The organism is Kribbella sp. NPDC049584 (assembly GCF_040675555.1).
Taxonomy (GTDB): Bacteria; Actinomycetota; Actinomycetes; order Propionibacteriales; family Kribbellaceae; genus Kribbella.
Window position 1 is genome coordinate 362,315 of the sequence record NZ_JBFAPF010000002.1, and the last position, 25,115, is coordinate 387,429.

General features: G+C 67.7%; 26 protein-coding genes. 12 read left to right on the forward strand and 14 right to left on the reverse strand.

What is annotated here, in order from left to right; genetic code table 11:
- Window positions 1-282: 282 nt before the first annotated feature.
- The 7 genes from AB0J62_RS08500 to AB0J62_RS08530 are packed head-to-tail and all read left to right on the forward strand — an operon-like array spanning window position 283 to window position 7,942.
- Window positions 283-1,254 carry an ABC transporter permease gene (locus tag AB0J62_RS08500; protein ID WP_363865917.1) on the forward strand — a complete coding sequence of 324 codons (972 nt, stop codon included), beginning with the start codon at window positions 283-285 and terminating at the stop codon, window positions 1,252-1,254.
- Between the two features lie 4 nt (window positions 1,255-1,258).
- Window positions 1,259-2,155 (forward strand): ABC transporter permease, encoded by an 897-nt coding sequence (locus AB0J62_RS08505; protein ID WP_363865920.1) that lies wholly within the window; start codon window positions 1,259-1,261, stop codon window positions 2,153-2,155.
- A 2-nt stretch (window positions 2,156-2,157) separates the two neighbouring features.
- On the forward strand, window positions 2,158-3,261 hold the full coding sequence (locus tag AB0J62_RS08510) for an ABC transporter ATP-binding protein (protein ID WP_363865923.1): 1,104 nt from the start codon (window positions 2,158-2,160) through the stop codon (window positions 3,259-3,261).
- Entirely contained in the window at window positions 3,258-4,313 is a 1,056-nt protein-coding gene (locus AB0J62_RS08515) for an ABC transporter ATP-binding protein (RefSeq protein ID WP_363865926.1), read from the forward strand. Before AB0J62_RS08510 ends, AB0J62_RS08515 begins: the two co-directional genes overlap by 4 nt.
- The gene (locus AB0J62_RS08520) at window positions 4,313-4,522 is read left to right on the forward strand and encodes a hypothetical protein (RefSeq protein ID WP_363865929.1); all 210 of its coding nucleotides are present in this window, start codon (window positions 4,313-4,315) and stop codon (window positions 4,520-4,522) included. The genes AB0J62_RS08515 and AB0J62_RS08520 overlap by 1 nt, the downstream gene beginning before the upstream one ends.
- Window positions 4,523-4,581: 59 nt before the next feature.
- On the forward strand, window positions 4,582-6,444 hold the full coding sequence (locus AB0J62_RS08525) for an ABC transporter substrate-binding protein (RefSeq protein WP_363865932.1): 1,863 nt from the start codon (window positions 4,582-4,584) through the stop codon (window positions 6,442-6,444).
- A 40-nt stretch (window positions 6,445-6,484) separates the two neighbouring features.
- Complete coding sequence (locus AB0J62_RS08530; RefSeq protein ID WP_363865935.1) at window positions 6,485-7,942, forward strand: GNAT family N-acetyltransferase; 1,458 nt, start codon at window positions 6,485-6,487, stop codon at window positions 7,940-7,942.
- 42 nt (window positions 7,943-7,984) lie between these two features.
- On the opposite strand, the gene AB0J62_RS08535 is transcribed toward AB0J62_RS08530, so the two are convergent.
- From AB0J62_RS08535 to AB0J62_RS08550, 4 genes are read right to left on the reverse strand one after another with little or no spacing between them, the layout of a single operon-like run.
- Window positions 7,985-8,632, reverse strand: coding sequence for an ATP-binding cassette domain-containing protein (locus AB0J62_RS08535; protein WP_363865938.1), 648 nt, complete (start codon window positions 8,630-8,632; stop codon window positions 7,985-7,987).
- Window positions 8,629-9,465, reverse strand: a complete 837-nt coding sequence (locus AB0J62_RS08540; RefSeq protein WP_363865941.1) for an ATP-binding cassette domain-containing protein — start codon at window positions 9,463-9,465, stop codon at window positions 8,629-8,631. The genes AB0J62_RS08535 and AB0J62_RS08540 overlap by 4 nt, the downstream gene beginning before the upstream one ends.
- Window positions 9,462-10,274: a hypothetical protein gene (locus tag AB0J62_RS08545; RefSeq protein WP_363865944.1), complete on the reverse strand. Its 813-nt coding sequence runs from the start codon at window positions 10,272-10,274 to the stop codon at window positions 9,462-9,464. The genes AB0J62_RS08540 and AB0J62_RS08545 overlap by 4 nt, the downstream gene beginning before the upstream one ends.
- Window positions 10,275-10,298: 24 nt before the next feature.
- The gene (locus tag AB0J62_RS08550) at window positions 10,299-12,557 is read right to left on the reverse strand and encodes an FtsX-like permease family protein (RefSeq protein WP_363865947.1); all 2,259 of its coding nucleotides are present in this window, start codon (window positions 12,555-12,557) and stop codon (window positions 10,299-10,301) included.
- Between the two features lie 166 nt (window positions 12,558-12,723).
- On the opposite strand from AB0J62_RS08550, the gene AB0J62_RS08555 reads away from it, so the two are divergent.
- From AB0J62_RS08555 to recO, 3 genes are read left to right on the forward strand one after another with little or no spacing between them, the layout of a single operon-like run.
- Window positions 12,724-13,713, forward strand: a complete 990-nt coding sequence (locus tag AB0J62_RS08555; protein ID WP_363865950.1) for an aldo/keto reductase — start codon at window positions 12,724-12,726, stop codon at window positions 13,711-13,713.
- Window positions 13,710-14,588 carry an SDR family oxidoreductase gene (locus AB0J62_RS08560; RefSeq protein WP_363865953.1) on the forward strand — a complete coding sequence of 293 codons (879 nt, stop codon included), beginning with the start codon at window positions 13,710-13,712 and terminating at the stop codon, window positions 14,586-14,588. The genes AB0J62_RS08555 and AB0J62_RS08560 overlap by 4 nt, the downstream gene beginning before the upstream one ends.
- Before the next feature lie 12 nt (window positions 14,589-14,600).
- A complete protein-coding gene (recO, locus tag AB0J62_RS08565; RefSeq protein WP_363865956.1) occupies window positions 14,601-15,344 on the forward strand; it encodes a DNA repair protein RecO in 744 nt (247 codons plus the stop codon).
- On the opposite strand, the gene AB0J62_RS08570 is transcribed toward recO, so the two are convergent.
- The 6 genes from AB0J62_RS08570 to AB0J62_RS08595 form a co-directional block, all read right to left on the reverse strand.
- A complete protein-coding gene (locus AB0J62_RS08570) occupies window positions 15,330-15,914 on the reverse strand; it encodes a PIN domain-containing protein (RefSeq protein ID WP_363865959.1) in 585 nt (194 codons plus the stop codon). The two genes, recO and AB0J62_RS08570, sit on opposite strands and share 15 nt — an antisense overlap.
- Window positions 15,915-15,919: 5 nt before the next feature.
- Entirely contained in the window at window positions 15,920-16,318 is a 399-nt protein-coding gene (locus tag AB0J62_RS08575; protein WP_363865962.1) for a hypothetical protein, read from the reverse strand.
- 30 nt (window positions 16,319-16,348) lie between these two features.
- Window positions 16,349-17,116: a PIN domain-containing protein gene (locus tag AB0J62_RS08580; RefSeq protein WP_363865965.1), complete on the reverse strand. Its 768-nt coding sequence runs from the start codon at window positions 17,114-17,116 to the stop codon at window positions 16,349-16,351.
- A 5-nt stretch (window positions 17,117-17,121) separates the two neighbouring features.
- Window positions 17,122-17,532, reverse strand: a complete 411-nt coding sequence (locus AB0J62_RS08585; protein WP_363865968.1) for a hypothetical protein — start codon at window positions 17,530-17,532, stop codon at window positions 17,122-17,124.
- Between the two features lie 67 nt (window positions 17,533-17,599).
- Window positions 17,600-18,571 (reverse strand): hypothetical protein, encoded by a 972-nt coding sequence (locus tag AB0J62_RS08590; RefSeq protein ID WP_363865971.1) that lies wholly within the window; start codon window positions 18,569-18,571, stop codon window positions 17,600-17,602.
- Window positions 18,565-19,059 (reverse strand): hypothetical protein, encoded by a 495-nt coding sequence (locus AB0J62_RS08595; RefSeq protein ID WP_363865974.1) that lies wholly within the window; start codon window positions 19,057-19,059, stop codon window positions 18,565-18,567. The genes AB0J62_RS08590 and AB0J62_RS08595 overlap by 7 nt, the downstream gene beginning before the upstream one ends.
- 278 nt (window positions 19,060-19,337) lie before the next feature.
- Here AB0J62_RS08595 and AB0J62_RS08600 point away from each other — a divergent pair, with 278 nt between their 5' ends.
- Window positions 19,338-20,189, forward strand: coding sequence for an isoprenyl transferase (locus AB0J62_RS08600; RefSeq protein ID WP_363865977.1), 852 nt, complete (start codon window positions 19,338-19,340; stop codon window positions 20,187-20,189).
- 123 nt (window positions 20,190-20,312) lie between these two features.
- Window positions 20,313-21,221 carry a hypothetical protein gene (locus AB0J62_RS08605; RefSeq protein ID WP_363865980.1) on the forward strand — a complete coding sequence of 303 codons (909 nt, stop codon included), beginning with the start codon at window positions 20,313-20,315 and terminating at the stop codon, window positions 21,219-21,221.
- On the opposite strand, the gene AB0J62_RS08610 is transcribed toward AB0J62_RS08605, so the two are convergent.
- The 4 genes from AB0J62_RS08610 to AB0J62_RS08625 are packed head-to-tail and all read right to left on the reverse strand — an operon-like array spanning window position 21,218 to window position 24,901.
- Complete coding sequence (locus AB0J62_RS08610) at window positions 21,218-21,859, reverse strand: response regulator transcription factor (protein WP_130447114.1); 642 nt, start codon at window positions 21,857-21,859, stop codon at window positions 21,218-21,220. The two genes, AB0J62_RS08605 and AB0J62_RS08610, sit on opposite strands and share 4 nt — an antisense overlap.
- Entirely contained in the window at window positions 21,856-23,196 is a 1,341-nt protein-coding gene (locus AB0J62_RS08615) for a sensor histidine kinase (protein ID WP_363865985.1), read from the reverse strand. Before AB0J62_RS08615 ends, AB0J62_RS08610 begins: the two co-directional genes overlap by 4 nt.
- Complete coding sequence (locus tag AB0J62_RS08620) at window positions 23,196-24,008, reverse strand: ABC transporter permease (protein ID WP_363865988.1); 813 nt, start codon at window positions 24,006-24,008, stop codon at window positions 23,196-23,198. The genes AB0J62_RS08615 and AB0J62_RS08620 overlap by 1 nt, the downstream gene beginning before the upstream one ends.
- On the reverse strand, window positions 24,008-24,901 hold the full coding sequence (locus AB0J62_RS08625) for an ABC transporter ATP-binding protein (protein WP_363865991.1): 894 nt from the start codon (window positions 24,899-24,901) through the stop codon (window positions 24,008-24,010). The genes AB0J62_RS08620 and AB0J62_RS08625 overlap by 1 nt, the downstream gene beginning before the upstream one ends.
- Window positions 24,902-25,115: the final 214 nt, after the last annotated feature.

Genomic DNA, 25,115 nt, shown 5'->3' on the forward strand with positions numbered 1-25,115 from the left:
CAACGTTGTCTCAACGTTGCCTCAAGACGTTGACTCGATGACCGAGGTTGCGCACACTGTCGTCACTATGCGCAGATCCTTGCAAGACAGCGTTACTAAGTCGTGCTGTTGAGTGGTCTGCGCCACCGACTTTCCCTGGCAGTCGCGTGGAGGTGAGCAGTGAGCGGTGCGGTCGAGACACCCGCGTCGAAACTGATCGAAGGACCGGTTGTCGAACCGAGACCCTCGGCTGTTTCGCGCTTCTTCAACGCCTGGCTTGTCCGAAGACTCTTCAAGGCCGTCTTGACCGTCTTCATCGTCACCAGCGGTACGTTCTTCCTGGTGCGGCTGCTGCCGGGTAACCCGGTCGACACCTACATCCAGACGCAGATCGCGCAGACCGGCATCTCGTACGAGGCCGCCGCCGCGCAGGCGAAGAACCTGTTCTCCCTGGATCCGAACGCCCCGCTGATCCAGCAGTACGCGACGTACATGGTGAACCTGCTGCAGGGCGACTTCGGCAACTCGGCGCTCTCGCCGGGCACGACCGTTGCCTCGGTCATCAGGACCTATCTGCCCTGGACGCTGTTCTCCGTCGGCGTGGCCACGGTGTTCGCGTTCCTGATCGGCATCGCGGCCGGCATGGTCATGGCGTATCGCCGCGAGACCTGGATCGACCATCTGCTCACCTCGATCGGCGCGTTCCTGCACGCGATCCCGAACTACATCCTGGCGATCCTGATCGTCGTCTTCCTCGGGGTGAAACTGCAATGGTTCAACCTGACCGAGGCGCGCGGTTCGTACACGCCAGGCGTGCATCCGTCGTTCAGCCTCGCCTTCCTGAACGACATCTTCTACCACGCGATGCTGCCGATCCTCGCCTACACACTGACCACCGTCGGCTCCTGGGCGCTGGTGATGAAGTCGTCGACGGTCGAGACGCTCGGTGAGGACTACGTGACCGTCGCCCGGGCCCGCGGCCTGTCCGACTCGCGGATCAGGAACGGGTACGTCGGCCGCAACGCCGTGCTGCCGCTGTTCAGCCAGCTCGCGGTCTCGCTCGGATTCGTGGTCGGCGGGTCGATCTTCGTGGAGAAGATCTTCGGGTACCAGGGGATCGGGTTCAGCCTCTTCAACGCGGTCAACGGCCGCGACTACGCGGTCCTGCAGGGAATCTTCCTGGTCATCACGATCTCGGTGGTGGCGGCCAACCTGCTCGCCGACATTCTCTACAGCCGGCTGGATCCGCGGATCCGCGTCCAGGGCAAGGGGTGACGAGATGACTGAAGCAACGATCCCGGTCACCGCGATCGGAACCACCGGCGTATCCCGTTTCGCCGGCATCCTGAAGTCGCTGCGGCGCAGTCCGGCCGGATTCATCGGCTTCGTGCTGGTGGCCCTGCTGGTGCTGATCAGCGCGATCGGCCCGTTCTTCACCCCCGAGGTGGCTCCGAACGTCAAGGAGATCCTGCTTCCGGCGGGGACGCCCGGCCACCTGCTGGGTACGGACAACGAAGGCAAGGACGTCCTGATCCAGATGATCGCCGGCGGCCGGACGGTGATCTTCGTCGGCTTCGTCGCCGCGGCGATCTCCACCGCGATCGCCATCGTGCTCGGCTCACTGGCCGCCTACCTCGGCGGCTGGGTCGACTCGGTCGTGGTCACCCTGGCCGACGTGTTCCTGACCATCCCGCAGATCGTCCTGCTCGCGGTCCTCGGCGCGTTCTTCAAGCTCGACTCGCCGGTCCTGCTGGCGCTCCTGGTCGGCGGCCTGTCCTGGCCGGTGCTGACGCGTGCGGTCCGGGCTCAGGTGTTCTCGCTGAAGGAACGCGAGTTCGTCGAAGCCGCGCGATTACTGGATCTCGGTACGCCGCGAGTGGTGTTCGTCGAGATCCTGCCGAACATGGCCAGCTTCATCCTGATGAACTTCATGATCGGCGTGACGAACGCGATCTACCAGCTGGTCGGCCTCTACCTCCTCGGTCTGGCGCCGCTGACCGGTTCGAACTGGGGCATCATGCTCAACCGCGCCTGGATCGCGGGCGCGATCTTCAACGACAACAGCCTGGCCTGGATCCTCAGCCCGATTGTCGCGATCATCCTGCTGCTGCTCGGATTGGTGATGATGACGAGATCCCTCGAAGAGATCCTCAACCCGCGTCTCCGGGACCGGTGACGATGGTGACGACAACTCCTTCGGGCAAAACCAACACAGCCGGTACCCGCGCGGTGCGTGGCGGCGAGGGCAAGCCCCTGCTGTCGATCCGTGACTTCAAGGTCGAGTACCGCACCGGCGGCGGCACGACCGTGCAGGCGGTCCGCGGCGTCGACCTCGACCTCTACCCCGGCGAGAGCCTCGCCCTGGTGGGGGAGAGCGGCTGCGGCAAGACGACGTTCGGGCTCGGGCTGCTCCGGCTGCTGCCGCGGCTCGGTCACGCCAGCGGCAAGGTGATCTTCAACCGCGGCGACGGCACCGAGATCGACGTCCTGGGCCTGGACGGACGTGACCTGCGGCAGTTCCGCTGGCGGGACGCGGCGATGGTCTTCCAGGGCGCGATGAACGCGTTCAACCCGGTGCTGAAGATCCGCGCGCACATGCACGACACGATGCGCGCGCACACCAAGGCGACCCGGCAGGAGATCGAGGACCGGGCCGGTGAGCTGCTCCGGCTGGTGCGGCTCGAGCCGGAGCGGGTGATGGACTGCTATCCGCACGAGCTGTCCGGCGGTATGCGGCAGCGCGTGCTGATCGCGATGAGTCTGCTGCTCGAGCCCGAGGTGCTGATCCTGGACGAGCCGACCACGGCGCTCGACATCCTCACGCAGCGGTCGATCGTCGACGTACTGCACGAGGTGCGGGAGCGGCTCGGCTTCTCGATGATCTTCATCTCGCACGACCTGTCGCTGGCCGCCGAGCTCGCCGACCGGGTCGCCACCATGTACGCCGGACGCCTGGTCGAGACCGGCGGCGTACGGGATCTGTTCTACCGTCCGCGGCACCCGTACACGCTCGGCCTGATCAAGGCCGTGCCGCCGATCGTGGGCGATCTGCCCGACCTGGAGTCGATCCCGGGCGGTCCGCCGAGCCTCGCCGCGCTGCCGAAGGGCTGCACCTTCAACCCGCGGTGCAAGTTCGCCACGGACGAATGCAGACAGGACGAACCGGACCTGCTCCCGGTGACCGACGAGCCGGGCAGCGCCCACGACGTCGCTTGCATCCACTGGAAGGACGTGCACCTCGACCGCGAGGTGCCCAGCCAAGACTTGGGGACCGCGTCATGAGCGCGCTGGAGAAGACCCCGGAGACCGCCGCGGAGAGCCGTACGCCGCTGATGACGCTGGCCGGCGTCAGCCAGGTGTTCGACACCAAGGCCGGTCCGATCCGCGCGGTCGACAACATCGATCTGTCGGTCAACCCCGGCGAGGTGCTCTGCCTGGTCGGCGAGAGCGGCTCGGGCAAGACCACCGCGGCCCGGATGGCGGCCGGTCTGGCCCGGCCGACCGACGGGAAGGTCGAGTTCGGTGGCAACGACATCTGGTCGATGAACCGCAACGACTTCGGCAGCTTCCGCCGCAGCGTGCAGTACGTCCACCAGGACCCGTACGCGTCGCTGAACCCGACCCGCACGATCCTGCAGACGATCACCGCGCCGCTGCTCAAGCACGGCGTTGTCAAGGGCAACAAAGCGGCCGCCGACAAGGCCGCCGAGCTGCTCACCAAGGTCGACCTGACCCCGCCGGAGAACTACCTGCCGAAATTCCCGCACCAGCTGTCCGGCGGACAGCGCCAGCGGGTCGCGGTCGCGCGGGCGCTCACGCTGGACCCGAAGCTGATCATCGCGGACGAGTCGACCTCGATGCTCGACGTGTCGATCCGGATCAGCGTCCTGGCGATGCTCGGCCGGCTGCGCGACGACCTCGGCGTCGGGTTCCTGTTCATCACCCACGACCTCGCGATCGCGAAGTACTTCGGCTGGAACGGCAAGACCGCGGTGATGTACCTCGGCCGGATCGTCGAGTTCGGTCCGACGCCGAAGATCATCAACGCGCCGACGCATCCGTACACCCGGGCGCTGATCGACGCGATCCCCGAGCCGGATCCGGACCTGACCAAGACCAAGGGCCGGGAATCGCTGCGCAGCCTGGAGATCCCGAGCCTGGCTCACCTGCCGAGCGGATGCTCGTTCCACCCGCGCTGCCCGCTGTTCGAGGACGGGCTGTGCGACGGCGAGGTTCCGCAGCTGGTCGAGATCCGTCCCGGTCAGTCCGCGGCCTGCCACGTGGTGGCCCGCGACGGCGCCGGGGAGGTCCGGCCCGATGAGCCGGTGGCCTGATGTCACCGCAGATCGGCCGGGCGGCGCTCGGCTGGGCGGCGTTCCTGATCCTGGCCAGCGGAGCGTTGCTGCTCACGCTGTCGCCCGGTACTCCGGAGTTCGTCGTCACCCTGTTCACCTTGTGTTTGGGCCTGCTACTGGGCCTGATCGTCGTCGTCGGGGTCCTTTGGACCCGCCGGCGGGAAAAACGCGAGGGCGGTTCGCAGTAACTCAAACCAGTAGTGCCTGACCCACACAGTCGTGCGGTCAGATCAGAAAGGACGAAGGAATGAGTCCCACCGGCACCAACGATTCCGGCACCAACCCCCCGGGGCCCAACCCCCGGACCAACGCGATCTCGCGCCGGCACGTGCTCCAGCTGTTCGGCATCGCCGGTGTCGGCGTGGCCGGCATCGGGTCGCTGGAGGCTTGCTCGCCGAGTTCCCCGAACAGCAACAGCGGGGACAGCAGCAAGAACGCCAACAAGGAGTTCCACGGGGCGTACCCGTACCAGCTGCCGCCGAAGGGTCACTTCAACCTGGCCGCCGGTGTCACGGACGGCATCCAGCAGCAGAGCCCGTACCTCGACCTCGTCTACCCCAGCGGCGGCCTGTACTACTGGGCCGACAAGAAGTGGGAATGGATGATGGCCGAGTCCGGCACGCTGGACGAGGCGAACAAGACCTACACGATGAAGCTGCGGTCCGGGCTGACCTGGAGCGACGGCAAGCCGGTGACGGCGAAGGACGTCGTGTCTACGTTCAACCTGCAGTGGCTGATGCGTCAGCCACCGTGGACCTTCCTGTCCGACGTCACGGCGAAGGACGACACCACCGCTGTGTTCACCATCGGTACGCCGTCCACCGTGCTCGAGCGCTACATCCTCCGCGCCCCGATCCTGCCCGACTCGGTCTACGGCGAGTGGGCCACCAAGGCCGAGACGATGCGCAAGGCCAAGACCAGCCTGGACAGCGCCGAGGGCAAGCAGCTCAACGGCGACTTCCAGAAGTTCCGCCCGGAGAACCCGGTCGTGTCGGGTCCGTTCAACTTCGACGCGAAGAACATGACCAACGCGCAGATGACGCTGGTCAAGAACGACAAGGGCCTGTTCGCCGACAAGATCGGCTTCAGCAAGGTTCTCCTGTACAACGGTGAGACCTCCGACATCACCCCCGTCGTCCTGAACAAGGACGTCGACTACGCGACCCACGGCTTCGCGGTCGCGACCGAGAAGACGCTGCAATCCAGCGGCTTCCGGATCCTCCGGCCGCCGGTGTACTCCGGTCCGGCGCTGGTGTTCAACTACACCGCGCACCCGGAGCTGTCCGACCCGAAGGTGCGTCAGGCGATCGCCTACGTCCTCGACCGCGCCGAGAACGGCACGGTCGCGCTCGGCGACTCCGGCAAGCCCTGCAAGTTCATGGCCGGCTTCTCCGACATCGCCGTACCGGACTGGATCTCCGACGCGGACCAGAAGAAGCTGAACGCCTACGAGAAGGACCTCGCCAAGGCCACCAGCCTGCTGCAGTCAGCGGGCTGGAAGCAGTCCGGCGGCAAGTGGATGCTGCCGAACGGCAAGCCGGCGGCGTACGACATCAAGTTCCCGACCGAGTTCGCCGACTGGAACCCGGCCGCCACCAACGCGGCCGACCAGCTGAACAAGTTCGGGTTCAACATCACCAAGCGGGGTATCACCTTCACCCAGCTGAACCCCGACGTCCTGGCCGGCAAGTTCGACTTCGCGATCCAGACCTGGGGCGCGTCGAACCACCCGCACCCGTACTTCGCGTTCGTCCAGGACCTGTACACGTTCAACTACGTGATCGCGGCGAACTCCGGCGGCAAGGGGATGAACTTCCCGCTGAAGCAGACCACCTCGGCCGGTCCGATCGACCTGCAGGCCGTGGTGGACAAGTCCGCACAGGGCCTGAACCTCGACGAGCAGAAGAAGAACGTCACCGCCGCGGCGATGGCCTTCAACGAACTGCTGCCGATCATCCCGCTCTGGGAGCGCTACGGTAACAACCCCGCGCTCGAGGGCACCCGGGTGGCGAAGTTCCCGGCCGACGACGACCCGATCCTGAAGAACGCGCCGTACGCGGACAACTTCGTGATCATGTACATGTACCAGGGCAAGGTCGCACCGGTTTAAGCGGTGGCTTTTGGCCTGCTTGTCTGATTGGGTCGGCCGGGTGATCTTGGTACGCGAGATCGACCCGGCCGACCTGGCCTTGTTCGACGAGTGGTACGACGCCTTCCGGGCCGGTGCCGTCGCCGGCCGGAAGGCTGCCCTGGTCGCCGCGCGCGAGACGCTCGGCTATTCGCTGCGCAACCCCAGCCCGCTGAAGCAGCGGATCGCTGTCGGCGCGTTCGAGGACGACCGGGTGCTCGGCGGGATGCTGTTCGAGTACCGGCTGACCGACAACCTCGACACGGTCGAGGTCGAGATCGACGTACCCGCGGAGCACCGGCGGCGCGGGATCGGCACGGCCCTGTGGCAGTGGGCCGTGACGCGCTCGGCCCAGCTCGGGCGGACCATCGTCCAGACGGAGCTCGGTGTCCCGTGTGAGCCTTGGGCGGGTGCCGCGTTCGCGGAGCGGCTCGGCTTCCAGGTGGAACACGTCGAGGAGCACCTCGTCGTACCGCTGCCGTACGACGACCTGCGGCTGGACGAGCTGAGGGAGTCAGCGGGGCGGCTGGACGGGTACCAGCTGACCTCGTGGGCGGGCGTGTGCCCGCCGGAGCATCAGCAGGCGTACGCCGATCTGCACACCGCGATGGATCTGGACGTGCCGACCGGTGGCATGACCCGCGAGCTGGTGCCGTGGACGGTCGACAAGCTCGAGGCGAGCGAGGCGCGGATCGACCGCAATTACCTCGCCCTGGTGACGATGGCCCACACGCTGGACGGCAGGCCGGCGGGGTACACGTTGCTGTACCTGCCGCGGGCCGACGCCGAGCACGCCCAGCAGGACGACACGCTGGTACTGCGCGAGCACCGCGGCCATAACCTCGGCACCCACCTGAAGCTGGCGAACCTCGAGCAGCTGGCAAAACACCGTACGACGCAACGCTTCCTGCACACCTGGACCGCTCTGTCGAACGCGCCGATGCGCAAGGTCAACGCCCGCTTCGGCTTCCGCCCGGTCGAGGAGCACCGCGAACTCGAGCTGCGCCTACCGAGGCTGCGCCCGGCGGCTCGTGCGGTGATCGTGGACGAGGCCGAGCGCATCTTGCTGGTCCGGTTCGAGTTCGACGACGGCCCGCTGTGGGCGACGCCCGGCGGCGGTCTCGAGCCCGGCGAGACCGTGGTGGAAGGGCTCCGCCGCGAGCTCGTGGAGGAGGTCGGCCTGCGCGACTTCGCCGACCCGCCACACCTCTGGCACCAGGAAGTCGTTGCCGAAGGCCACGCCACCGGCTACGACGGCGTCCTCAACGACTACTTCCTGATCCGTACCGCGGCGTTCGATCCGGCCGGCACACTTAGCGCAGCCGAGCTCCGCGCCGAGAACGTCCACGCGATGAAATGGTGGACCCGATCCGAGTTGGCGGCGCACGAGGGCCGCTTCGCTCCGCGCGACCTACCGAGCCTGATCGACCGCCTGCTGACGGCCGGCCCACCAACCACACCCACGCAATTGGCCCTGTGATCGTGCGGATACAGCTCGATCCGACGCTGATCGGCGTACCGGTCAGAGGCGCCGTAGCCAGCTGAGGTGGCCCTCGTCCATCACGGCGTGGCCGTCGGCGCTGTCCGCGACATTCGGGTCGTGGGTGGCGATCACGACGGCCGCGCCGCGGCGGGCCTCCTCGTGCAGCAGGTCGAGGACGCGCTCGCGGTTCGTGCTGTCGAGTTCGCTGGTCGACTCGTCCGCAAGGATCACCCGGCCCCGCTGGGCGATCCCGCGAGCGACCGCGACGCGCTGCTGCTCGCCACCGGACAGCTCCTCGACCAAGTGGTCGCCGCTCTCCTCGAGTCCGACACCCGCGAGCGCCCGCTCGATCGTCCGCTCGACCTCTTCACTCGGCTTGCGCTCGGCCAGCAAGGGGATCGACAGGTTCTCACGCGCGGTCAGCACTCGCGCGAGTCCGTTGCCCTGCGGGATCAGTACAACGCCGTGCGCGGCCGCCGTCGGACGGTCGGTGATCACCAATCCGTCGATCTCGACCTGTCCTTTCGCCACCGGCACCGCACCGGCGATTGCCCACAGCAACGAACTTTTGCCGGCACCCGACGGCCCGCTGACCGCGAGCACGAAACCCGGTGGGACCGTGAACGACACGTCCGACACCGCGGTCAACTCGCCGTACCGCACGGTCACCTGGCTGACGTTGATCACTGGTTCCCCTCGTGCTCCACGGGGGTGAGCCGGATGACGCCGTCGTCGGTCGTGACCTGCACCAGTGTTCCGGGCGGCAACAGCTCCGCGACATGCGGTGGCAGCGGCAACGATCCGTCCACCGCGACCACGGCGTACTCCTCACCGGACCTGCCCTCGGAGGCGATCCGGCCGTCGCGGATGGTGATGGTGCGGGGGAGGGTCGCGGCGACTTCCGGGTCGTGGGTGACGAGCAGGACGGTCATCCCGGTTTCCGTGTTGATCGTGCGGAGCGCCGCGAGGACCTCGTCACGGGCGTGGTGGTCGAGCTGGCTGGTCGGTTCGTCGGCGAGCAGCAGGCCGGGAAGGGTTGCGATGCCGACGGCAACGGCACACAGCTGCACCTGGCCAGGCGTCAACTGGGACAGGGGAGTCGCCGCATGGTTGCCCAGGCCAACGAGTTCGAGGATGGTCTCCGGCGTCGGGAGGTCGCGCTCCTCGGACGCGGCCTGCTGGGCGTAGCGGATGTTGTCGGCCGGCGTGAGGTACGGAATGAGGTTGCGTCCGGCACCTTGGAGCACGATGCCCACGTCACCGGACCGCATCCGGTCCAGCTCGGCGTCGGTCATCGTGGCGACGTTGTGCTCCCCGACCTGCAGCCGGCCCGCGCTGGGCGTGAGCAGGCCGCCGCACAGTTGGAGCAACGTCGACTTCCCGGCACCGGACGGTCCGAGCAGTCCCACCAGTTCGCCGGGCCGGACGGTGATCCCGATACCGGACAGCGCGGCGACGTCGTGACCGTGCGCACGGTAGATGTGCACCAATCCCGTCGTACTGATCGCGAGACCGGTCATGTCAGCTCCTCCCGGATGCGGTTGTAGGTGGAGCGTCTGTTGACGCCGCTGCCGAGGAACAACGTCACGGTGGCGAGGATCGCCGTACCTCCGGCCCAGAGGATCACTGCGACCGGCCAGCTGATGCCGAGGTCGAGCGGCACCGGGCCGCCGCTGGTCGCGAACAGCGGTATCAGCGGCAGCGCGACATGCACGCCCACCAGCCCGCAGGTCGTCCCGAGCAGGACGGCCAGTGCGACCGGACCGGTCTGCTCCCAGCGCGCGGCCCGGCCGGTCGCCCTCGCCGGTACGCCGGTGATCTTCAGGCTCGCGTAGTCCTGCGCCCGCGACCGCCACGACGTCACGACGGTCAGCAGGAGTACGACGATGGCCAGCACCCACGCCGCGATGCCGACCACCGGCGTCAGCTGCAACGCGAGCGCGCTCGCCGAACGCCCGTACGCCGCGATCCGGTCGTCCCGGCGATCCACCAGGTCGGCGTTGTATCCGGCCTTCGCGAGCTTGCCGGTGATCGTGTCGACGTTCGCGAGACCGTCCTTGTTCAACCACAGCTCGAAGTCGGTCCCGCCTTCGTCCACGACGCCGCCGAGCCGCCGTACCGTCTCCAGATCGACCACCGCGGTCCGATCGCCGTGCCTGTTGACCGGTCCGCGCAGCCGGTCGATCCTGGCCAGTGTCATCGGGCTGCCGTCGGCCGCTGGGCTGGTGGTGGCACCGTCGACCCAGTGGTACTCCGGTGTGACCAACGCCGGCACGATCGGCGGCACGGTCGCGTACTGGAGGAACTCGTCGTTGCCGAAGCTCTTCATCGCGATCGTCAGCTCACCGCCCGGCTAGGCCGTGACCGAGCTCTGATCGGACCCGAGTTGCGGGACCGTCCGCCAGGCGTCCGACCCGCCGAGCGCGATCGTCGGGTGGTCATCGCTCGAGAGCTTGCTGATCACCAGATTGCCCTGCAGACCGGCCGGGTCGAGCGCCTCGCGGCCGATGCCGAGCCGCAACAGGTCGCATCCGCCCAGACATTCGACAGGTGCCCGCAGTACGACCGGCTTCGTCGCCGGGAAGCGGACCGGCGGGAAGGAGACCAGGAAGCGGGAGCCGTCGCGATGGCTGACCACGTTCGCCCGCAGGACGACGGACTTCGGCGTACCGCCGTCGATCGTGTCGCCGTTCGCGGCGCGGCTGATGAGCGGCTTGATCGCGTTCACCGCGACCGTGGCGGTCAGCTGCGAACTGCGGAACTGGATCGGGGCCACGTTCGCCGGTGCCTGCAACGTCTGCCAGCCCTGCGCGTCGGTCAGCCGGTCACCCTGGAACGCGATCCGCCGGAAGCTGGCCGGCTCGATCATCTCCGACTGCAGCGTGTCGGGCGAGGGCGGATGGGCCATCACCACCGGCGTCAGCCAGTGGCGGTCGGGGTCGATCTGGTTGACGGTTTGCAGGAACGATCCGAGATAGAGGGCGTTCATCCGCAGTACGCCCTCGGCGCCGGTCTCGTAGCCGGAGCGGGTTTCACGGTTGGCAGCGGCGATCGACGAGGCCTGGCCGGCGAACGTGAGGAGCGCGGCGGCGACCGCGACAGCGGCGACGATCCGGGTCACGGCGGGACGGCGCGAGATCTGCAATGCGCCGAGCGCGAGGCCCAGCCTCCCTTGCCGGAGTGCGCTGCGGCTGACCAACCCGGCCGTCGGAAGCAGCAGATGCGCGAAGGTCAGGCCGGCCGCGAGCCCGAGCAGCGCGGGCGTGAGGACTGGCAGCGGACCGCGGCCGTCACCGGTGAGCGCGGCGATCAGCCCGGCTACGGCGAACACGATGATGCACAGGTCGGCGACGCCGATCGTCCGGCCGCGGCGGCGGGGAAGCACGCGCCGAAGCAGGTTGGAGATCGACTGCCGGACGGTGCCCCGGACCTGGAGTACTACGACGATCAGCGCGAGTACGGCGGCTACCGCGAGCGCGGCCGGGACCGTCCAGGGCAGTTCGACCGGGGCGCCGTGCCGTAGCCAGGTCGCGCAAACGATCAGCAGCAACCCGAAGCCCGCCAGCCCGCCGAGCAAGGTGCCGACGAGCACCGGTAGACCGAGTTCGATGCTCAGAGCGCGCTGGGTCCGCCTGGTGGATGATCCACGCAAGCGGGACAGCGCGATCTCGGGGCGCCGCTGGTCGACAACAGCAGCCAATGCAAGCGCGAGTACGACGACCGCGAACAACGCGACCTGCACCATCACCAGCGGGATGATCGTGGTCGCCTGCTTGCGTTCCGCCTGGATCTGATCGACGAGAGTGGCCAGTGAGGACGTGTTCTGCGCGGCGACGCCGATCTCCCTGGCGTTGCCGTTGACGGTCTCGGTCGCTTCCTTGAGGCGATCCAGGTCACCGAGCCGGGCGACCCCGGGGATCGGCCGGAAGTCCGACGTGACCCGTTGCGACCACTGGGTGCCGGCGAAGGTCGCGCTGTCGGTGAAGAACTCGTTGGCGGCACCCGGGTCCTTGTCGGCCGGCTGGTGCGAGTGGCCGGTCGGATAGTCGCCGTACCAGAAGTCGCCGCGCGCTTCCTTGGGCTGGTAGAAGCCGACGATGGTGAGTCGGCCGCCGCCCTTGCCGACGTCGCTCGGCGTGGCGGTCAGGGTCGTGCCGACGCGGAAGTCCCACGTCGTCTTGTCGACGGTCGAGGCGATCACCTCGTTCGCCGCCTGTGGGCAGCGGCCCTCGGTGACGTCGAGTTGAGCGCAGTACCCGTCCCGCCAGCGCACCCGAGCGCTGGGCGATTGGTCACCCTCGGTAGCCGGTGTGCTCCAGCCGACGTCGTTGTAGATGCCGTGCAGGGGCGGGGTGAAGAGCGGCTTCAGGTTGGCGGGAAGCAGCTTGTCGAGGTCCTCCGGGCGCGTCGCGGTCCCGGTCTGCGGACCTGTCGAGGCGAGCAGCCAGGACGCGGGCAGGCGCTGCCCGGACAGCGTCTCGGTCATCACGGTCTGCTCGACGGCGCGGGCGAACCACGGCCCGAAGACGGCGCAGGCGCCGATCAGCAGGCTGATGCCGGTCAGTACCAGGGCCTGTGCCCAGCGGTACCGCAGCGCCCGACGCAGGAACATGTCCACCCCTTTTGCTGCTTACTCGTGCCAGCCGAAGATATGGAATGTTGCGGCCTGTGTGCCTCGCGACGGCAAAATGTCACATTACTGTTGTCTGGGCAGGAACATGTCTCACCTCCCCGTGCCCCCTGCCCCCGTCGGCGCGTCGCGGCGGTAGGTTCGGGACATGCGTGAATCCCAGCTCGGTGACCTGACCGTTTCCGCCCTCGGCCTCGGCTGCATGGGGATGTCCCAGTCGTACGGCGTCCGCGCGGACGACGCCGAGTCGATCGCGACGCTGCACGCGGCCATCGACGCGGGCTGCACCTTCCTCGACACCGCCGACGTGTACGGCGACGGTGCGAACGAGGAGCTGGTCGGCCGCGCGCTGGCGGGGCGCCGCGACGAGGTGGTGCTCGCGACGAAGTTCGGCTTCAAGCGGCCGTCCGCGGACGCGGTTGTGCCGACCGTTGTCGACGGCTCGCCCGCTTATGCGCGTGAGGCTATTGATGCGTCGCTGCGACGGCTCGGCGTCGACCATGTCGACCTGTGGTACCTGCACCGGCGCGACCCGGCCGTGCCGATCGAGGAGACCGTCGGAGCGATGGCTGAGATGGTCGAGGCCGGCAAGGTCCGGTACCTCGGGCTGTCCGAGGTCAACGGCGAGACGGTGCGGGCGGCACACGCAGTACATCCGATCACCGCCGTACAGAGCGAGTGGTCGTTGTGGACGCGCGACCCGGAGACCGTCGTACTGCCGACGCTCCGGGAGCTCGGCGTCGGGTTCGTGCCGTTCAGCCCGCTCGGTCGCGGGTTCCTGACCGGGCAGATCAAGTCGGAGGCGGACTTCCCGGACGACGACATGCGGCGCGGGCTGCCGCGGTTCCAGGGTGAGAACTTCCAGCGCAATCTCGACCTGGTCGCGAAGGTGCAGGCCTTGGCTGCCGCGAAGGGCGTGACACCCGGACAGCTGGCGCTCGCGTGGTTGCTTGCTCAGGGCAATGACGTGGTGCCCATTCCGGGGACGAAGCGACGGACGTACCTGGCCGAGAACCTCGGTGCTCTGGATGTTGTGCTGTCGGCGTCGGAGCTGGCCGAGCTGGACCAGGCGTTCCCGCCGGACGCGGTCGCCGGGCAGCGGTACACCGACAGCGGGATGGGCCTGGTGGGCAAGTGATCGGTGTCACCGGGTCGACCGGACAGCTCGGTTCCCGGATTGTCGCGCGGTTGGCCGGCGTACCGCTGCGGTTGATCGTGCGCGATCCGGGCCGGGCTCCTTCGGTGCCCGGTGCAACGGTCGCGCAGGCGGCGTACGGCGAGCATGCGGCACTGCTCAACGCGCTGGACGGGGTCGACGTACTGATGTTGCTGAGCGCATCGGAGTCGGCCGATCGTGTGGCGTTGCACAAGGCAACCGTCGACGCTGCGGTGGCTGCTGGGGTGCGGCGAATCGTTTACACGTCGTTCGTGGGGGCGTCGCCGGGGACGACGTTCACGTTCGCGCGGGATCACTGGCATACCGAGCAGCACATCCGGTCGACGGGCGTCGACTTCACCTTTCTGCGGGACAACCTGTACCTCGACTTCGTCCTCGGAGGCGTAGGCCAGGACGGCGTCATCCGCGGCCCGGCCGGCGACGGCCGAGTCGCCGCCGTCTCCCGAGACGACGTAGCCGCCGTAGCCGCCACAATCCTCCACACCGCCAACTCCACCCCTGCGGATCCCTCGGCCGGCTCATCCGGCTCGGCTGGTTCGGTCGACGAGCATGTGGGGGCGACGTACGACCTGACCGGGCCGCGGGCGTTCACCCTCGCCGAGGCGGCGGCGGTGTTGACCGACGCCTGGGGCCGCAAGATCCGCTACGAGCCCGAGACGCTCGACGAGGCCTACCGATCCCGCGAGTCCTACGGCGCTCCCGCGTGGGAGGTGGCCGGCTGGGTCACGTCGTACGCCGCCATCGCCAGCGGCGAGCTGAGCCAGGTGTCCACCGCCGTACGCGATATCACCGGCGTCGAGCCGACCGGCTTCGAGGAGTATGTCCGCGCTCAGTGAGAGACTGGTGCGGTGCCGCTCTACCGGGATCAGGCGATCGTGCTGCGCACCCAGAAGCTGGGTGAGGCGGACCGCATCGCCACGCTCCTGACCCGCGCCAACGGCAAGGTCCGAGCGGTCGCCAAAGGAGTCCGCCGTACGTCGTCGCGTTTCGGCGCCCGCCTGGAGCCGTTCAGCCACGTCGACCTGCAGCTCGCGACCGGCCGGACCCTCGATGTGGTCACGCAGGCCGAGTCGATCGCGGCGTACGGCGAGGGCATCGTCGGCGACTACGCCCGGTACACGACCGGCACCGTCCTGCTCGAGACCGCCGACCGCCTCGTCGTAGAGGAGAAGGAACCCGCCACCCAGCACCACCTCCTGCTGGCCGGCGCCCTCCGCGTCCTCTCCACCGGCGAACGCGAGCCAGGCCTGGTCCTCGACTCGTTCCTCCTCCGCTCCCTGGCGATCTCCGGCTACGCCCCGTCCTTCGACGACTGCGCCCGCTGCGGCGAACCAGGCCCCCACCGAGCCTTCAACCCCGCCTCCGGCGGCATGGTCTGCACCACCTGCCGCCCCCCAGCCTCAGCCATGCCCGCCTCCGCCACAGTCACCCACCTAGCCGCCCTCCTCACCGGCGACTGGCCCACCGCCCTAAAAGCCGACCCCAGAACCCGCCGAGAATCCACCGGCCTGATAGCCGCCTTCTTCACCTACCACCAAGAAAACCAACTCCGCTCCCTCCCCCACCTGGACCTCACGTCAGGTGCCTCCTGACAGCACCTCCGCCTGCGCGGCGTTCAGCTTCTCCGCGAAGGATCGAAGTTCGTGCTCACCGTCCGGCGCGATGATGAGCGTGGCCAGCGTTGCCCGCTCCCGCCCGCTGCCGGCCAGTACCGTCTGCAGTCCGTCCAGGACCCGATGCGGATCCTCCTCGAGCTTGCGGTTGAGGAACTGGTTCACGCCTTCGACCCGCATCGCATACGGCCCTGTCGACGGCGGGTCGAATTCCGTGCGACTTCCGGTGACAAGCACCTGCGACTTGCTCTGCACCGCACCGGCCAGAACATGCTGGTACTTTGGCGTCGCCCGTACCTCGTCGTGCAATCCCCGCGGTGGAGGCTCGATCATGGCCCGCTCGAACGCTTGGTTCATCCTCGCGATGCGCTGGTCCGGTACCCCTGTCCGGCGCAGCTCGTCGACCACGCGCTGGGTCCAGCGCGGCTCGAAGATGTCCTGATCAGCCAATGACAGCAGGACGGCGCTGGTGTACCGGCTCCGGAGCACGCTCGCGTCCAGGAACGCCCGCTCGAGATCGGAGGTACGCAGGTACGGCGACTCGGTCATGCCGCCTATTCCTCGTCGTCCGCGAACATCTCATCGAGAATGGCGCGGCGGCGCCCTCGCCGTTCGCTGTCCCATCGGATGACATCGGCCAACTGAACCCAGTCCACGTACTCCGTCGACCGAAAGAGAATGTTTCCGTCCGCGGCGTGCTTGCGCAGGTCATCCCTCCCGATCCCGATCGCATCCGCCGCGTGGTCGATCGGCAATTCGGTCCGCAACGGGACCACTTTGACCGCCTGCCCGGCACGCATCGCCTGAACGACATGCCACACCGCCTGATACACCACCGGAGGGATCTCCTCCCGAACCCCGTCGGTCCTGATCACTGCGGGGCCCTCCGGGACGACCTGCGGCTCGTCATCGTCCAGCAGATAGATCCGCGCATCACGCGTCGGTCCATGCATGCTCAGCTCCCTAGCCGTCGTTCGCCACCATCACTTACCTTGCTCGGCGTCCTTGGCCTTCTCGACACCCTGCCCGCCACTGGCCTTCCGCGCTTCAGGTGTGGTCTCCGGCGCATGCGCCATACCAGGCCGAGCGACGCCTTCCAACGCGGTGTACCGAGCAGACCCACGCCGATTCGCCGTCAACACCGGTGAGGTACCCCGCTGCTCCGGCGGCACCACCGAATTGAGCTTCTGCGCAAACCCCCGAAGCTCCTGCCCCTCAGCCATCGAATCGATCAACGCCGACATGGTCTTCGGCTCACGTCGGTTGCGGTCCACCAACGCCTGCAAGCCTGCCTGGACTCGCTCCGGCTCCTCGCCCAGCTTCCGGTTCAGGAACTGGTTGAGACTCTCGACCCGCATCGCGTTCGTACCCGACGACGGCGGACTGAAGTCCTTCAGGTTGTCGGTGACCAGCACAGCCGACTTGCTGTGGACGGCTCCTGCCAGGACGTGCTTGTCCTTCGGGTCCGCCTGCATCTGATCCTGCAGCTCCTGCGGTGGCGCCTCGGTCATCGCGTCCTCGAACGCGGCGTTCATCCTGGAGATGCGTCGGTCGATGGCCTTCTCCGATACCCCCGGCGGCCGGTTGCGGCGCATCTCGTCGATGACCTGCTGGGTCCAACGCGGTTCGAAGACGCCCTGGTCGGCCAGGGACAGCAGCACGTCGTTCGTCTGCTGTCCACGGATGACGTTGGCGTCCAGAAATGCGCGTTCGCCGCCTCGTCGAGGGGCCGGCGAGCTCGATTCGGTCACCGGCGTTACTCTTCGTCGTCTGCGAGGTCGTCAGCCGCCATCTCGTCCAGGATTGCGCGACGGCGGGCGATCCGGGCGTTGTCCCAATTGATCACGTCGGCCAGCTTGACCCAGTCGACGTACTCCGAGGAGCGGAACGGGATTTCGCCGGCGCCGACATGTTTGCGGAGGTCATCACGCCCGATACCGATCGCGTCCGCCGCCTCGTCGATCGGCAACTCGGTCCGCAGCGGCACGATCTGCACGGCCCGCCCTGCCCGCATCGCGTCGAGCACATGCTGTACTGCCCGATACACCAGCGCGGGGATCTCCTCCCGAACCCCATCAGGCCGAATCACCGCCGGCCCGCCTGGTACGAGTCCCCGCTGGTCGTCGTCAAGCAAATAGATCCGCGACTCAGTCTCCGGTCCAAGCATGCTCGGATTGTAATCGCTCATGATTCTCACATTTCTGACTCACGCACCAGCCCGTCAACACGCAGCTTCAACGGGGCGCAGCCGAGCTACCGCCATCGGGATCAACCAGCACCGGCACAGCCTCGCCGATTCGGAGTTGCGTCGTGGCCTCTTGGGTTGTTGAGATCTGACCGGTGTCACCTAGCGTGCTCTGCCAGGTGATTGCCCACTGCGCGGTGGCAGTCACCGGGTACTTGCAGTTCTGAAATTTCTGCGACGTCTTGGCATACCGGTGTCCGCAGTCGGGCGAATCCTTGATGCCCATGGACTGGTCGTACGGCGTACCCGCGCCGTCGCAGCGGACCGTGTCGCCGTCTCCCATGGACCAGTTGATCGCCTTGACCTGCGCAGTCGCCGTAACCGACAACCCCGGCACGCTCGCTTCGCGCGTGATCGGTCCAAAGGTGTTCTCACTCTTCGTGACCCACATCCACACCGGCATGTTCACCAAGCCGATCTGGTCGGCGCCGGGTGCTGTCTTTACGACGGGCGGCTCAAGATTCATTGCTGCGATCGCTCGGTAAGCCAAGGTCAGGGGATCGATGACCACCGTGTCTGGCTCTCCTGGAAGCCAGACCCACTCGGTCACCAGATGCCTGCCCTCGTCGTACCCCTGCTCGCGAATGCAGGCCCAAAGGCTCCCGTCCGTATGTCCTTGCCACCGAGGATCGCTGAACGGCGGTTGGGGTGCCTCTCGACGCATGTAGCACTGATGGCTGTTGGACCAATTGCCGAGTGAGGACGTGCAGGCTTGGGCAGCGCCGTTGAACTGACACATCGGTTTCTTGATCGATTGCGGATCCTTGCCCTTCTCCTCGGTCTCTTTCTCGCCTGGGAGACGTGCAATGAGCACCAAGTTGTATTCGCCAGTGTCCGGGTCCTGGATCCACATATAGCCAGCCGGCGGCGTTGGAAGAGCGAGAGCGGGGCCGGCAATGAGGCAAGCAACAGCCACTCCCGCTGTCATTACGAGCAATGCCGACTTGAGGGCGCTCAGCATGCCCCAGCCGCCTTCTCTTCGATCAAGAACCACATCTTCTTGCCCGCGGCGTTGGCAGCGTAGACGAATCGTGCATTGACGCCGTGCTTGCCGCCGCCGACCGTGCTCGCCACTGGCACCGGCTTTCCAGTTGCTCGATATCGCATCTGAACCCCGGTTCCGTCGATGCAGCTCTTCAGGATGACGGTCGGCTGTTCCGTATTCAGATCAACCGAGCTTGGCTCGGTCGAGATGATCCTGCTGGTGCCACTCTGGTAAAGCCCGTTTCGCGTGAAGAAGTCCAGCCGCTCCAGGATCGATTGGAGCCACGCACCGCCGTTGCCGGCGGCTTCGAGGACCGGACTCCGCACACCTTCGGGCTTTTCGAGTGCCTTTCCTGCTGCGGCGCGAGCAGCGAGGTAACGCGCCTTAGCGGCGGTGATGGCGGCTTGCTCCTCCGCGGTCCATCCAGGTGTGGACGGCCCGCTTGGCGTGGGGCTCGGGCTCATGGTGGTGGAGCTTGGGGTGGGGGTGGTGTTGGGGTGGCCGGCTTCGGGGGAGCCTTGGCACGCGGTGAGCGTCGTGGCGGCGCAGAGGGCGGCTAGGGCTGGGGCGAGGGCCGGTCGGCGGGGCATGAGGTGGGGCTCCGTTCTTGGGTGCTGTTGGTGTAAGGGTTGCATACGGAGGGTGTTCGTCGGGGTGGGTTATCCACAGGTTGCAGGTTGTTGCAGGGACGGCGGGGCCGGGGGTTGGGTGGGCGTGGGAGTGGGGCGGGCTGGGTGGGAGGATGCGGGGTATGTCGCCTATTGGTCGTCGTCGGGGTCGAGGGGTTTTGGGGGGTTCGGGGGAGAAGAAGGTGGTGGTGCCGCCGGAGCCGCATCCTTCGGGGGCTCGGGTGCCGGAGGTTCCCAAGGAGTTGGTGCCGCGGCACGTGGCGATCGTGATGGACGGGAACGGGCGGTGGGCCAAGCAGCGGGGGCTGGCGCGGACCGAGGGGCACAAGGCGGGGGAGGCGAGCCTGCTTGATGTGATCAAGGGCGGGATCGAGATCGGGGTGAAGTACATCTCGGCGTACGCGTTCTCGACGGAGAACTGGGCGCGCTCGCCGGAGGAGGTGCGGTTCCTGATGGGGTTCAACCGGGAGGTGATCCATCGGCGCCGTGACGAGCTGGATGCGATGGGGGTCCGGGTGGTGTGGTCCGGGCGGCGGCCGCGGTTGTGGAAGAGCGTGATCGACGAGCTCGAGTACGCGCAGGAGCGGACCAAGGACAACGACACGATCACGCTGCAGTTCTGCGTGAACTACGGCGGTCAGGCGGAGATCGCGGACGCGATGAAGTCGATCGCGGCAGAAGTTGCCGCAGGCAAGCTCAAGCCGGACCGGATCACCGAGAAGACGATCGCGCGGCACCTGTACGCGCCGGACATCCCCGAGGTGGACCTGTTCGTCCGCTCGTCGGGGGAGCAGCGCACGAGCAACTTCCTGGTGTGGCAGCTGGCGTACGCCGAGATGGTGTTCCTGGACACGCTCTGGCCCGACTTCGACCGCCGCGATCTGTGGCGGGCGATCGAGCTGTACGCGCAGCGCGACCGCAGGTACGGCGGCGCGATCCCGAACGAGGTTGCCACCGACGCCTGACCTTCGGCCGGCAACGCACCGGGAACCGCCGGTCGACCTCGTTGCGTCTACGCTCGTTGTTCGAGGCATCAATCATGACGGGAGCGCGGGCCGGACCGGCGCGCGGCGGACGAAGGCGAGCTGATGGCGAACGAGGCGGAATTCGCCCACTACACCGACCAGATCGCGAGAGCGGTGACCGAGGTTCACGCAACGCTGCGGTCGGTCACCTACGAGCTCGGCGACGACCAGATCGGCCGGATGCTGGAGCGCCGGTCGGAGGATCTCGCGATGCTGCGGCCGGGCGTCGAGGGCCTCGCGGCGGCCGAGCACAGGGCGCAGGTGGCCGAGGGCGCCGCCAAGGCGCCGGCCGGGGAGAACCTCGTCCGCACGTTCGCGACGTACCAGGGCGACGTCGAGCAGCAGTCGGCGCACCTCGGCCGGGTGCAGCGACAGCTGGGCAGTCTGAGCACCGGCATGACGCCGGAGGACCGTCATTGTCTGCAGGCCGGATCGCAGGCTCTCGAAGGCGCTCTGCGGGACCTGGACAGGATCGAGCAGATGCCTGATCGTTCGACCGACGACGTGGCGAAGCTTCGTTCGGGTGTCGAGTTCCTGAAGACTGTCGTCGACGACGTCGACAAGCGGGTCGAGGCGATGACCGCCCAACTGTCGGACGGCCGGCAGGCGGCGTACAGATTCCACACCGCCGTGCCCGCGGACGTGCAGCCGTCGGCCGCGCTCCGGCAGACGATCGGCCGGATGGATGATTCGATCGCGCGGACCGGCGAACACGTTCAGCGCGTGCACGCAGCTCTCGCCAGGAGCAGCGAGGGGTTCAACGCCGTCGCCGAGTTCTCCGTCAACGTCGCTAATGGCGCGCTGGCCGAGAAGCAACAGGCCGACAAGGAAGCCGCGCAGTTGGCCGATGCGGTGCGCGCCGGCGTCAACCCGACCGCACGCGCCGACCAGCACCCGGTTGCGCACCAGCCGGAGTCGAGCCTCAGCCGTCGCCTCGACGGTCCCGCCCAGGAGGGCGGCCTGAAGCTCTAACGCCCCGGCGAAGGCAGCAGGCCGCGTTCGATGGCGACCGTGACAGCACGCGTGCGGTCGTCGACGTCCAGCTTGGCGAAGAGACGCTGCAGGTGCGTCTTGACCGTGGCCTCGCCGATGAACAGCTCTCGCCCGATCTCCGCATTGCTGAGACCTCGGGCCACAGCGGCAAGCACCTCCAGCTCACGCGGAGACGGCAGGGCGGCGGCAGGTGCAGCCGGCGTACGCAGCCGAGACATCAACCGCGCCGCAACCGGCGGAGCCAACACCGTCTCACCTCGAGCCGCGGCGCGGATCCCGTTCAGCAACTCGGCGTGCGGGGTGTCCTTGAGCAAATACCCGGCCGCGCCGGCCTCAACGGCATGCAGGATGTCGGTGTCCGTGTCGTACGTCGTCAACACCAGCACCCGGGTCGACGGATAGCCGGACACGATCGCCCCGGTAGCAGTCACGCCGTCCATCCGCGGCATCCGCAGATCCATCAGTACGACGTCGGGCCGCGTCGACTCAACCAGCGCCACCGCTTCCGACCCGTCCCCGGCCTCGCCGACGACGGAGATGTCCTCGGTCACCGACAACATCCCGGTCAGCCCCGACCGTACGACCGGATGATCGTCGACCACCAGAACCCGAATCACGCATCCTCCTGAACAGCCGGGATCAATACCTGCACACGCGTACCGCGCCCCGGCGCACTCTCCACCTGGACCGAACCGCCCGACTCCTCGACCCGCCCGCGCATCGCGGTCAACCCGAATCCGGGCGCCTCGGCGCCCGGCGTGAACCCGGACCCGTCGTCGCGGATCTCGATCCACACCCCGTCGTCCGACAACCCGAGCGTGATCAGCACCTGCGTCGCCCGCGCATGCTTGCGTACGTTGGCCAGCGCCTCCTGCGCCGACCGCAACAGCACGACCTGCTGCGCCTGCGGCAGCGCCGCGACCTCGTCATCAGGCAGGTCCAGCGACACCTGTACGTCGACTCCCGTCTCGGCCGCGAACCTCTCCGCCTGCCGCCGCAGTACCTCGGCCAACGTTGCCTCCGACAACGCAACCGGGGTGAACGCGGCAACCAACGCCCGCGCCTCGGCCAGGTTCTCCCGGGCGGTGTCCTCGATCGCCGCCAGTCGCGCCGATGCATCGGCGCCCCGCTGCAACTCCACCGCCGCCGTCTGCGCCAGCATCACGATGCTCGTCATCCCCTGCGCGAGCGTGTCGTGGATCTCCCGCGCCATCCGCTCCCGCTCAGCCATCACACCCGCACTGTGGTGCGCCTCGGCGAGCTCGTCACGCGCGGCCTCGAGCTGCTCGATCAGCTCGGCGCGCTGCTGACTCTGTGTGATGACCTTCTCGATCCAGATCCCGAACAGCAGACTGACCACGAGGCTGACCAGCATCCACGGCAGGATCTCCCAGAACGCCGTCCAGCCCCAGCCCGCGCTCCACAACTGCGCCGTACCCACGCCGACCACCAGCAGCAGGCTGAGCCCGATCCCTTCGCGGACGTCCTCGCACAGCAACCAGATCTGGGCCGACGCGATGAACATCAGGAAGACCGACTGCGGATAGATCCCGATCAGCACCACCAGCGATGCGATCAGCACCAGCCGATAGGCGTACGACGGGAGCGCCCGCCGCGAGCGGATCGCGGGCAAACCGATGAACTGGTACGCCGCTCCGAGCACCACGACCGTGCCGGCGAACACCGCCTGCCGGACGGCACCGAGGTCCCCGAGGAACGACAGCGCCAGCGTCATCCCGAGCAGCACCCAGAAAACGATGTGCCATCCGATCAACGCCCGGGTCCACACGGGCTGTCCGGCGCCACCGCTCGAGCTCTGCACGGACCCCATCTTCCTCCACATCAGGATCCACACACGAGGTCCGGTCCAGGCCGGCGCCGCCGAGACCTCTGCCGACAGCCCGGTACGACGCCGGTCCGGAAGCTCCGGCGTCATACCGGTGACCTCGTTCATCAGCCCGCGTCCCGGCGGGTCCAGCGGAACACCCGCTGGGCGAGGAACAGGCCGACGACCAGCCAGATCGAGAGCACGATCGCGCCGGTGCCGAGCTGCCAGGACTTGGCCGGCTCGGTCAGCTCGAACCCGTCCGGCAGGAACACCGACCGCATCCCCTGGGCGAGCCACTTCAGCGGGAACACCGCGGCCACGTTGCGCATCCACGCCGGCAGGCTGCTGTAGACGAAGTACACACCGGACATGAACTGCAGCAGCAGGACGATCGGGGTGATCACCGCGGACGCCGCCTTGCCGGACTTCGGTACGACGCTGAACGCGATCCCGAGCACCGAACCGGACGCCGTGCCGAGGATGAAGATCCAGACGAAGTTCAGCCACCTGTCCGGCTCGGTCGGCAGGTCGACGCCGAGCAGCAACCCGGAGATTGCCAGCAGCAACACGATCTGCGCGATCGAGGTGATCAGGACCTGGCCGATCTTGCCGATGAAGTAGGCCTGCGGGGGCATCGGCGTACCGCGGAGCCGCTTCAGCAGACCCTCGTCACGCTCGAGCGCGATGCTGATCGAGAGCGACTGGAAGCTGCTCAGGAAGATGCCGGACGCGATCATCCCGGGGGTGAAGTAGGTCGCGGCGTTGACGCCGTCGAAGTCGGTGCTGCCGAAGACGGCGGAGAAGATGGCGAGGAAGATGATCGGGAAGAAGAAGGTGAAGATCAGCGCTTCCCGTTCGCGGAAGAACTCTCGGACCTCGAGCCTGGTCCGGGCCAGGCCGACCGAGAGTGTGGACGGCAACGCTTTGGTGTCGGCCATCAGAGCGCTCCAGCTTCCATCGCAACGGCAGGGGTGTCGCCGGCAACCGCGGCCTTGCCGATCAGGTCCAGGTAGATGTCTTCCAGGCTCGGGCGCCTGACCTCGAGCTCGGGCACCTCGCCGCCGAAGCGGGCCATCAGCGCGGCGACCTCGGCGGTCGGCTGGTCGGTGCGCAGCTCGTGCGGTCCGTCTGCGTCGGACCAGGAAACCCGTGCGGTCCGGGCGCCGCGCCCGCCGAGCGTCTCCGGCGTACCGATCTCGATCATCCGGCCGTCCGCGATCACGCCGACCCGGTCGGCCAGGTGCTCGGCCTCGTCCAGGTAGTGCGTGGTGAGCAGGATCGTGGTGCCCTCGGTGCGAAGTTCCTCGATCAGCGTCCAGAACTGCCGGCGTGCTTCCGGGTCGAACCCGGTCGTCGGCTCGTCCAGGAACAGCAGCTCCGGGTTGCCGATCACCCCGAGCGCGACGTCGAGCCGCCGGCGCTGTCCGCCGGACAGTTTGCGTGGCCGGGTCTTGCGCTTCTCCTCCAGGCCGACGGCGGCGATCACCTCGTCCGGATCGCGCGGGTTCGGGTAATAGCTGGCGTAGTGGTTGACCAGCTCGGTCACCGTCGACTCGGCCTCGTCCCGCGAGGTCTGCAGCACGATGCCGAGTCGCGCCCGCCAGGACCGGTCGCCGTTGGCCGGGTTGGTCCCCAGCACGCTCACTTCACCGTCGTCGGCCCGGCGATACCCCTCCAGAATCTCCGTCGTCGTCGTCTTCCCGGCCCCGTTCGGGCCGAGCAGGGCGAAGACCTCGCCCCGGTGGATGTCCAGATCGACACCGTTGACCGCGACCTTGTCCGGGTACCGCTTGACCAGGCCGCGCACCCTCACTGCGTTGTCGTTCTCCATGCCTCAACTCTCCCGTCGCGCCACCCTCCCGAGGGAGCACCACCCGGCTGACTCGCTGTCCCCCGACCGGTGGACAGCAGCCGTCCCCACACCGTCGTCAGGTCGACTTTGAGAAGCCACCGACCATTTCGCGGCCCGAAAAATGGTCGGTGGCTTCTCAATGTCGGGGTGTGGGGGGTGGGGGCGCCACGCGTGTGGCGTGACGGAGGGGTGG

What these genes read in the sequence shown, in the direction of transcription:
- AB0J62_RS08515 (WP_363865926.1), top strand. Translation starts at nt 3,258, where the DNA reads ATGAGCGCGCTGGAGAAGACCCCGGAGACCGCCGCGGAGAGCCGTACG.
- AB0J62_RS08550 (WP_363865947.1), bottom strand. Translation starts at nt 12,557, where the DNA reads ATGTTCCTGCGTCGGGCGCTGCGGTACCGCTGGGCACAGGCCCTGGTA.
- AB0J62_RS08510 (WP_363865923.1), top strand. Translation starts at nt 2,158, where the DNA reads ATGGTGACGACAACTCCTTCGGGCAAAACCAACACAGCCGGTACCCGC.
- AB0J62_RS08615 (WP_363865985.1), bottom strand. Translation starts at nt 23,196, where the DNA reads ATGAACGAGGTCACCGGTATGACGCCGGAGCTTCCGGACCGGCGTCGT.
- AB0J62_RS08600 (WP_363865977.1), top strand. Translation starts at nt 19,338, where the DNA reads ATGCGGGGTATGTCGCCTATTGGTCGTCGTCGGGGTCGAGGGGTTTTG.
- AB0J62_RS08525 (WP_363865932.1), top strand. Translation starts at nt 4,582, where the DNA reads ATGAGTCCCACCGGCACCAACGATTCCGGCACCAACCCCCCGGGGCCC.
- AB0J62_RS08575 (WP_363865962.1), bottom strand. Translation starts at nt 16,318, where the DNA reads ATGCATGGACCGACGCGTGATGCGCGGATCTATCTGCTGGACGATGAC.
- AB0J62_RS08520 (WP_363865929.1), top strand. Translation starts at nt 4,313, where the DNA reads ATGTCACCGCAGATCGGCCGGGCGGCGCTCGGCTGGGCGGCGTTCCTG.
- AB0J62_RS08555 (WP_363865950.1), top strand. Translation starts at nt 12,724, where the DNA reads ATGCGTGAATCCCAGCTCGGTGACCTGACCGTTTCCGCCCTCGGCCTC.
- AB0J62_RS08545 (WP_363865944.1), bottom strand. Translation starts at nt 10,274, where the DNA reads ATGAAGAGCTTCGGCAACGACGAGTTCCTCCAGTACGCGACCGTGCCG.
- AB0J62_RS08620 (WP_363865988.1), bottom strand. Translation starts at nt 24,008, where the DNA reads ATGGCCGACACCAAAGCGTTGCCGTCCACACTCTCGGTCGGCCTGGCC.
- AB0J62_RS08625 (WP_363865991.1), bottom strand. Translation starts at nt 24,901, where the DNA reads ATGGAGAACGACAACGCAGTGAGGGTGCGCGGCCTGGTCAAGCGGTAC.
- AB0J62_RS08505 (WP_363865920.1), top strand. Translation starts at nt 1,259, where the DNA reads ATGACTGAAGCAACGATCCCGGTCACCGCGATCGGAACCACCGGCGTA.
- AB0J62_RS08570 (WP_363865959.1), bottom strand. Translation starts at nt 15,914, where the DNA reads ATGACCGAGTCGCCGTACCTGCGTACCTCCGATCTCGAGCGGGCGTTC.
- AB0J62_RS08585 (WP_363865968.1), bottom strand. Translation starts at nt 17,532, where the DNA reads ATGCTTGGACCGGAGACTGAGTCGCGGATCTATTTGCTTGACGACGAC.
- AB0J62_RS08590 (WP_363865971.1), bottom strand. Translation starts at nt 18,571, where the DNA reads ATGCTGAGCGCCCTCAAGTCGGCATTGCTCGTAATGACAGCGGGAGTG.
- AB0J62_RS08540 (WP_363865941.1), bottom strand. Translation starts at nt 9,465, where the DNA reads ATGACCGGTCTCGCGATCAGTACGACGGGATTGGTGCACATCTACCGT.
- AB0J62_RS08595 (WP_363865974.1), bottom strand. Translation starts at nt 19,059, where the DNA reads ATGAGCCCGAGCCCCACGCCAAGCGGGCCGTCCACACCTGGATGGACC.
- AB0J62_RS08605 (WP_363865980.1), top strand. Translation starts at nt 20,313, where the DNA reads ATGGCGAACGAGGCGGAATTCGCCCACTACACCGACCAGATCGCGAGA.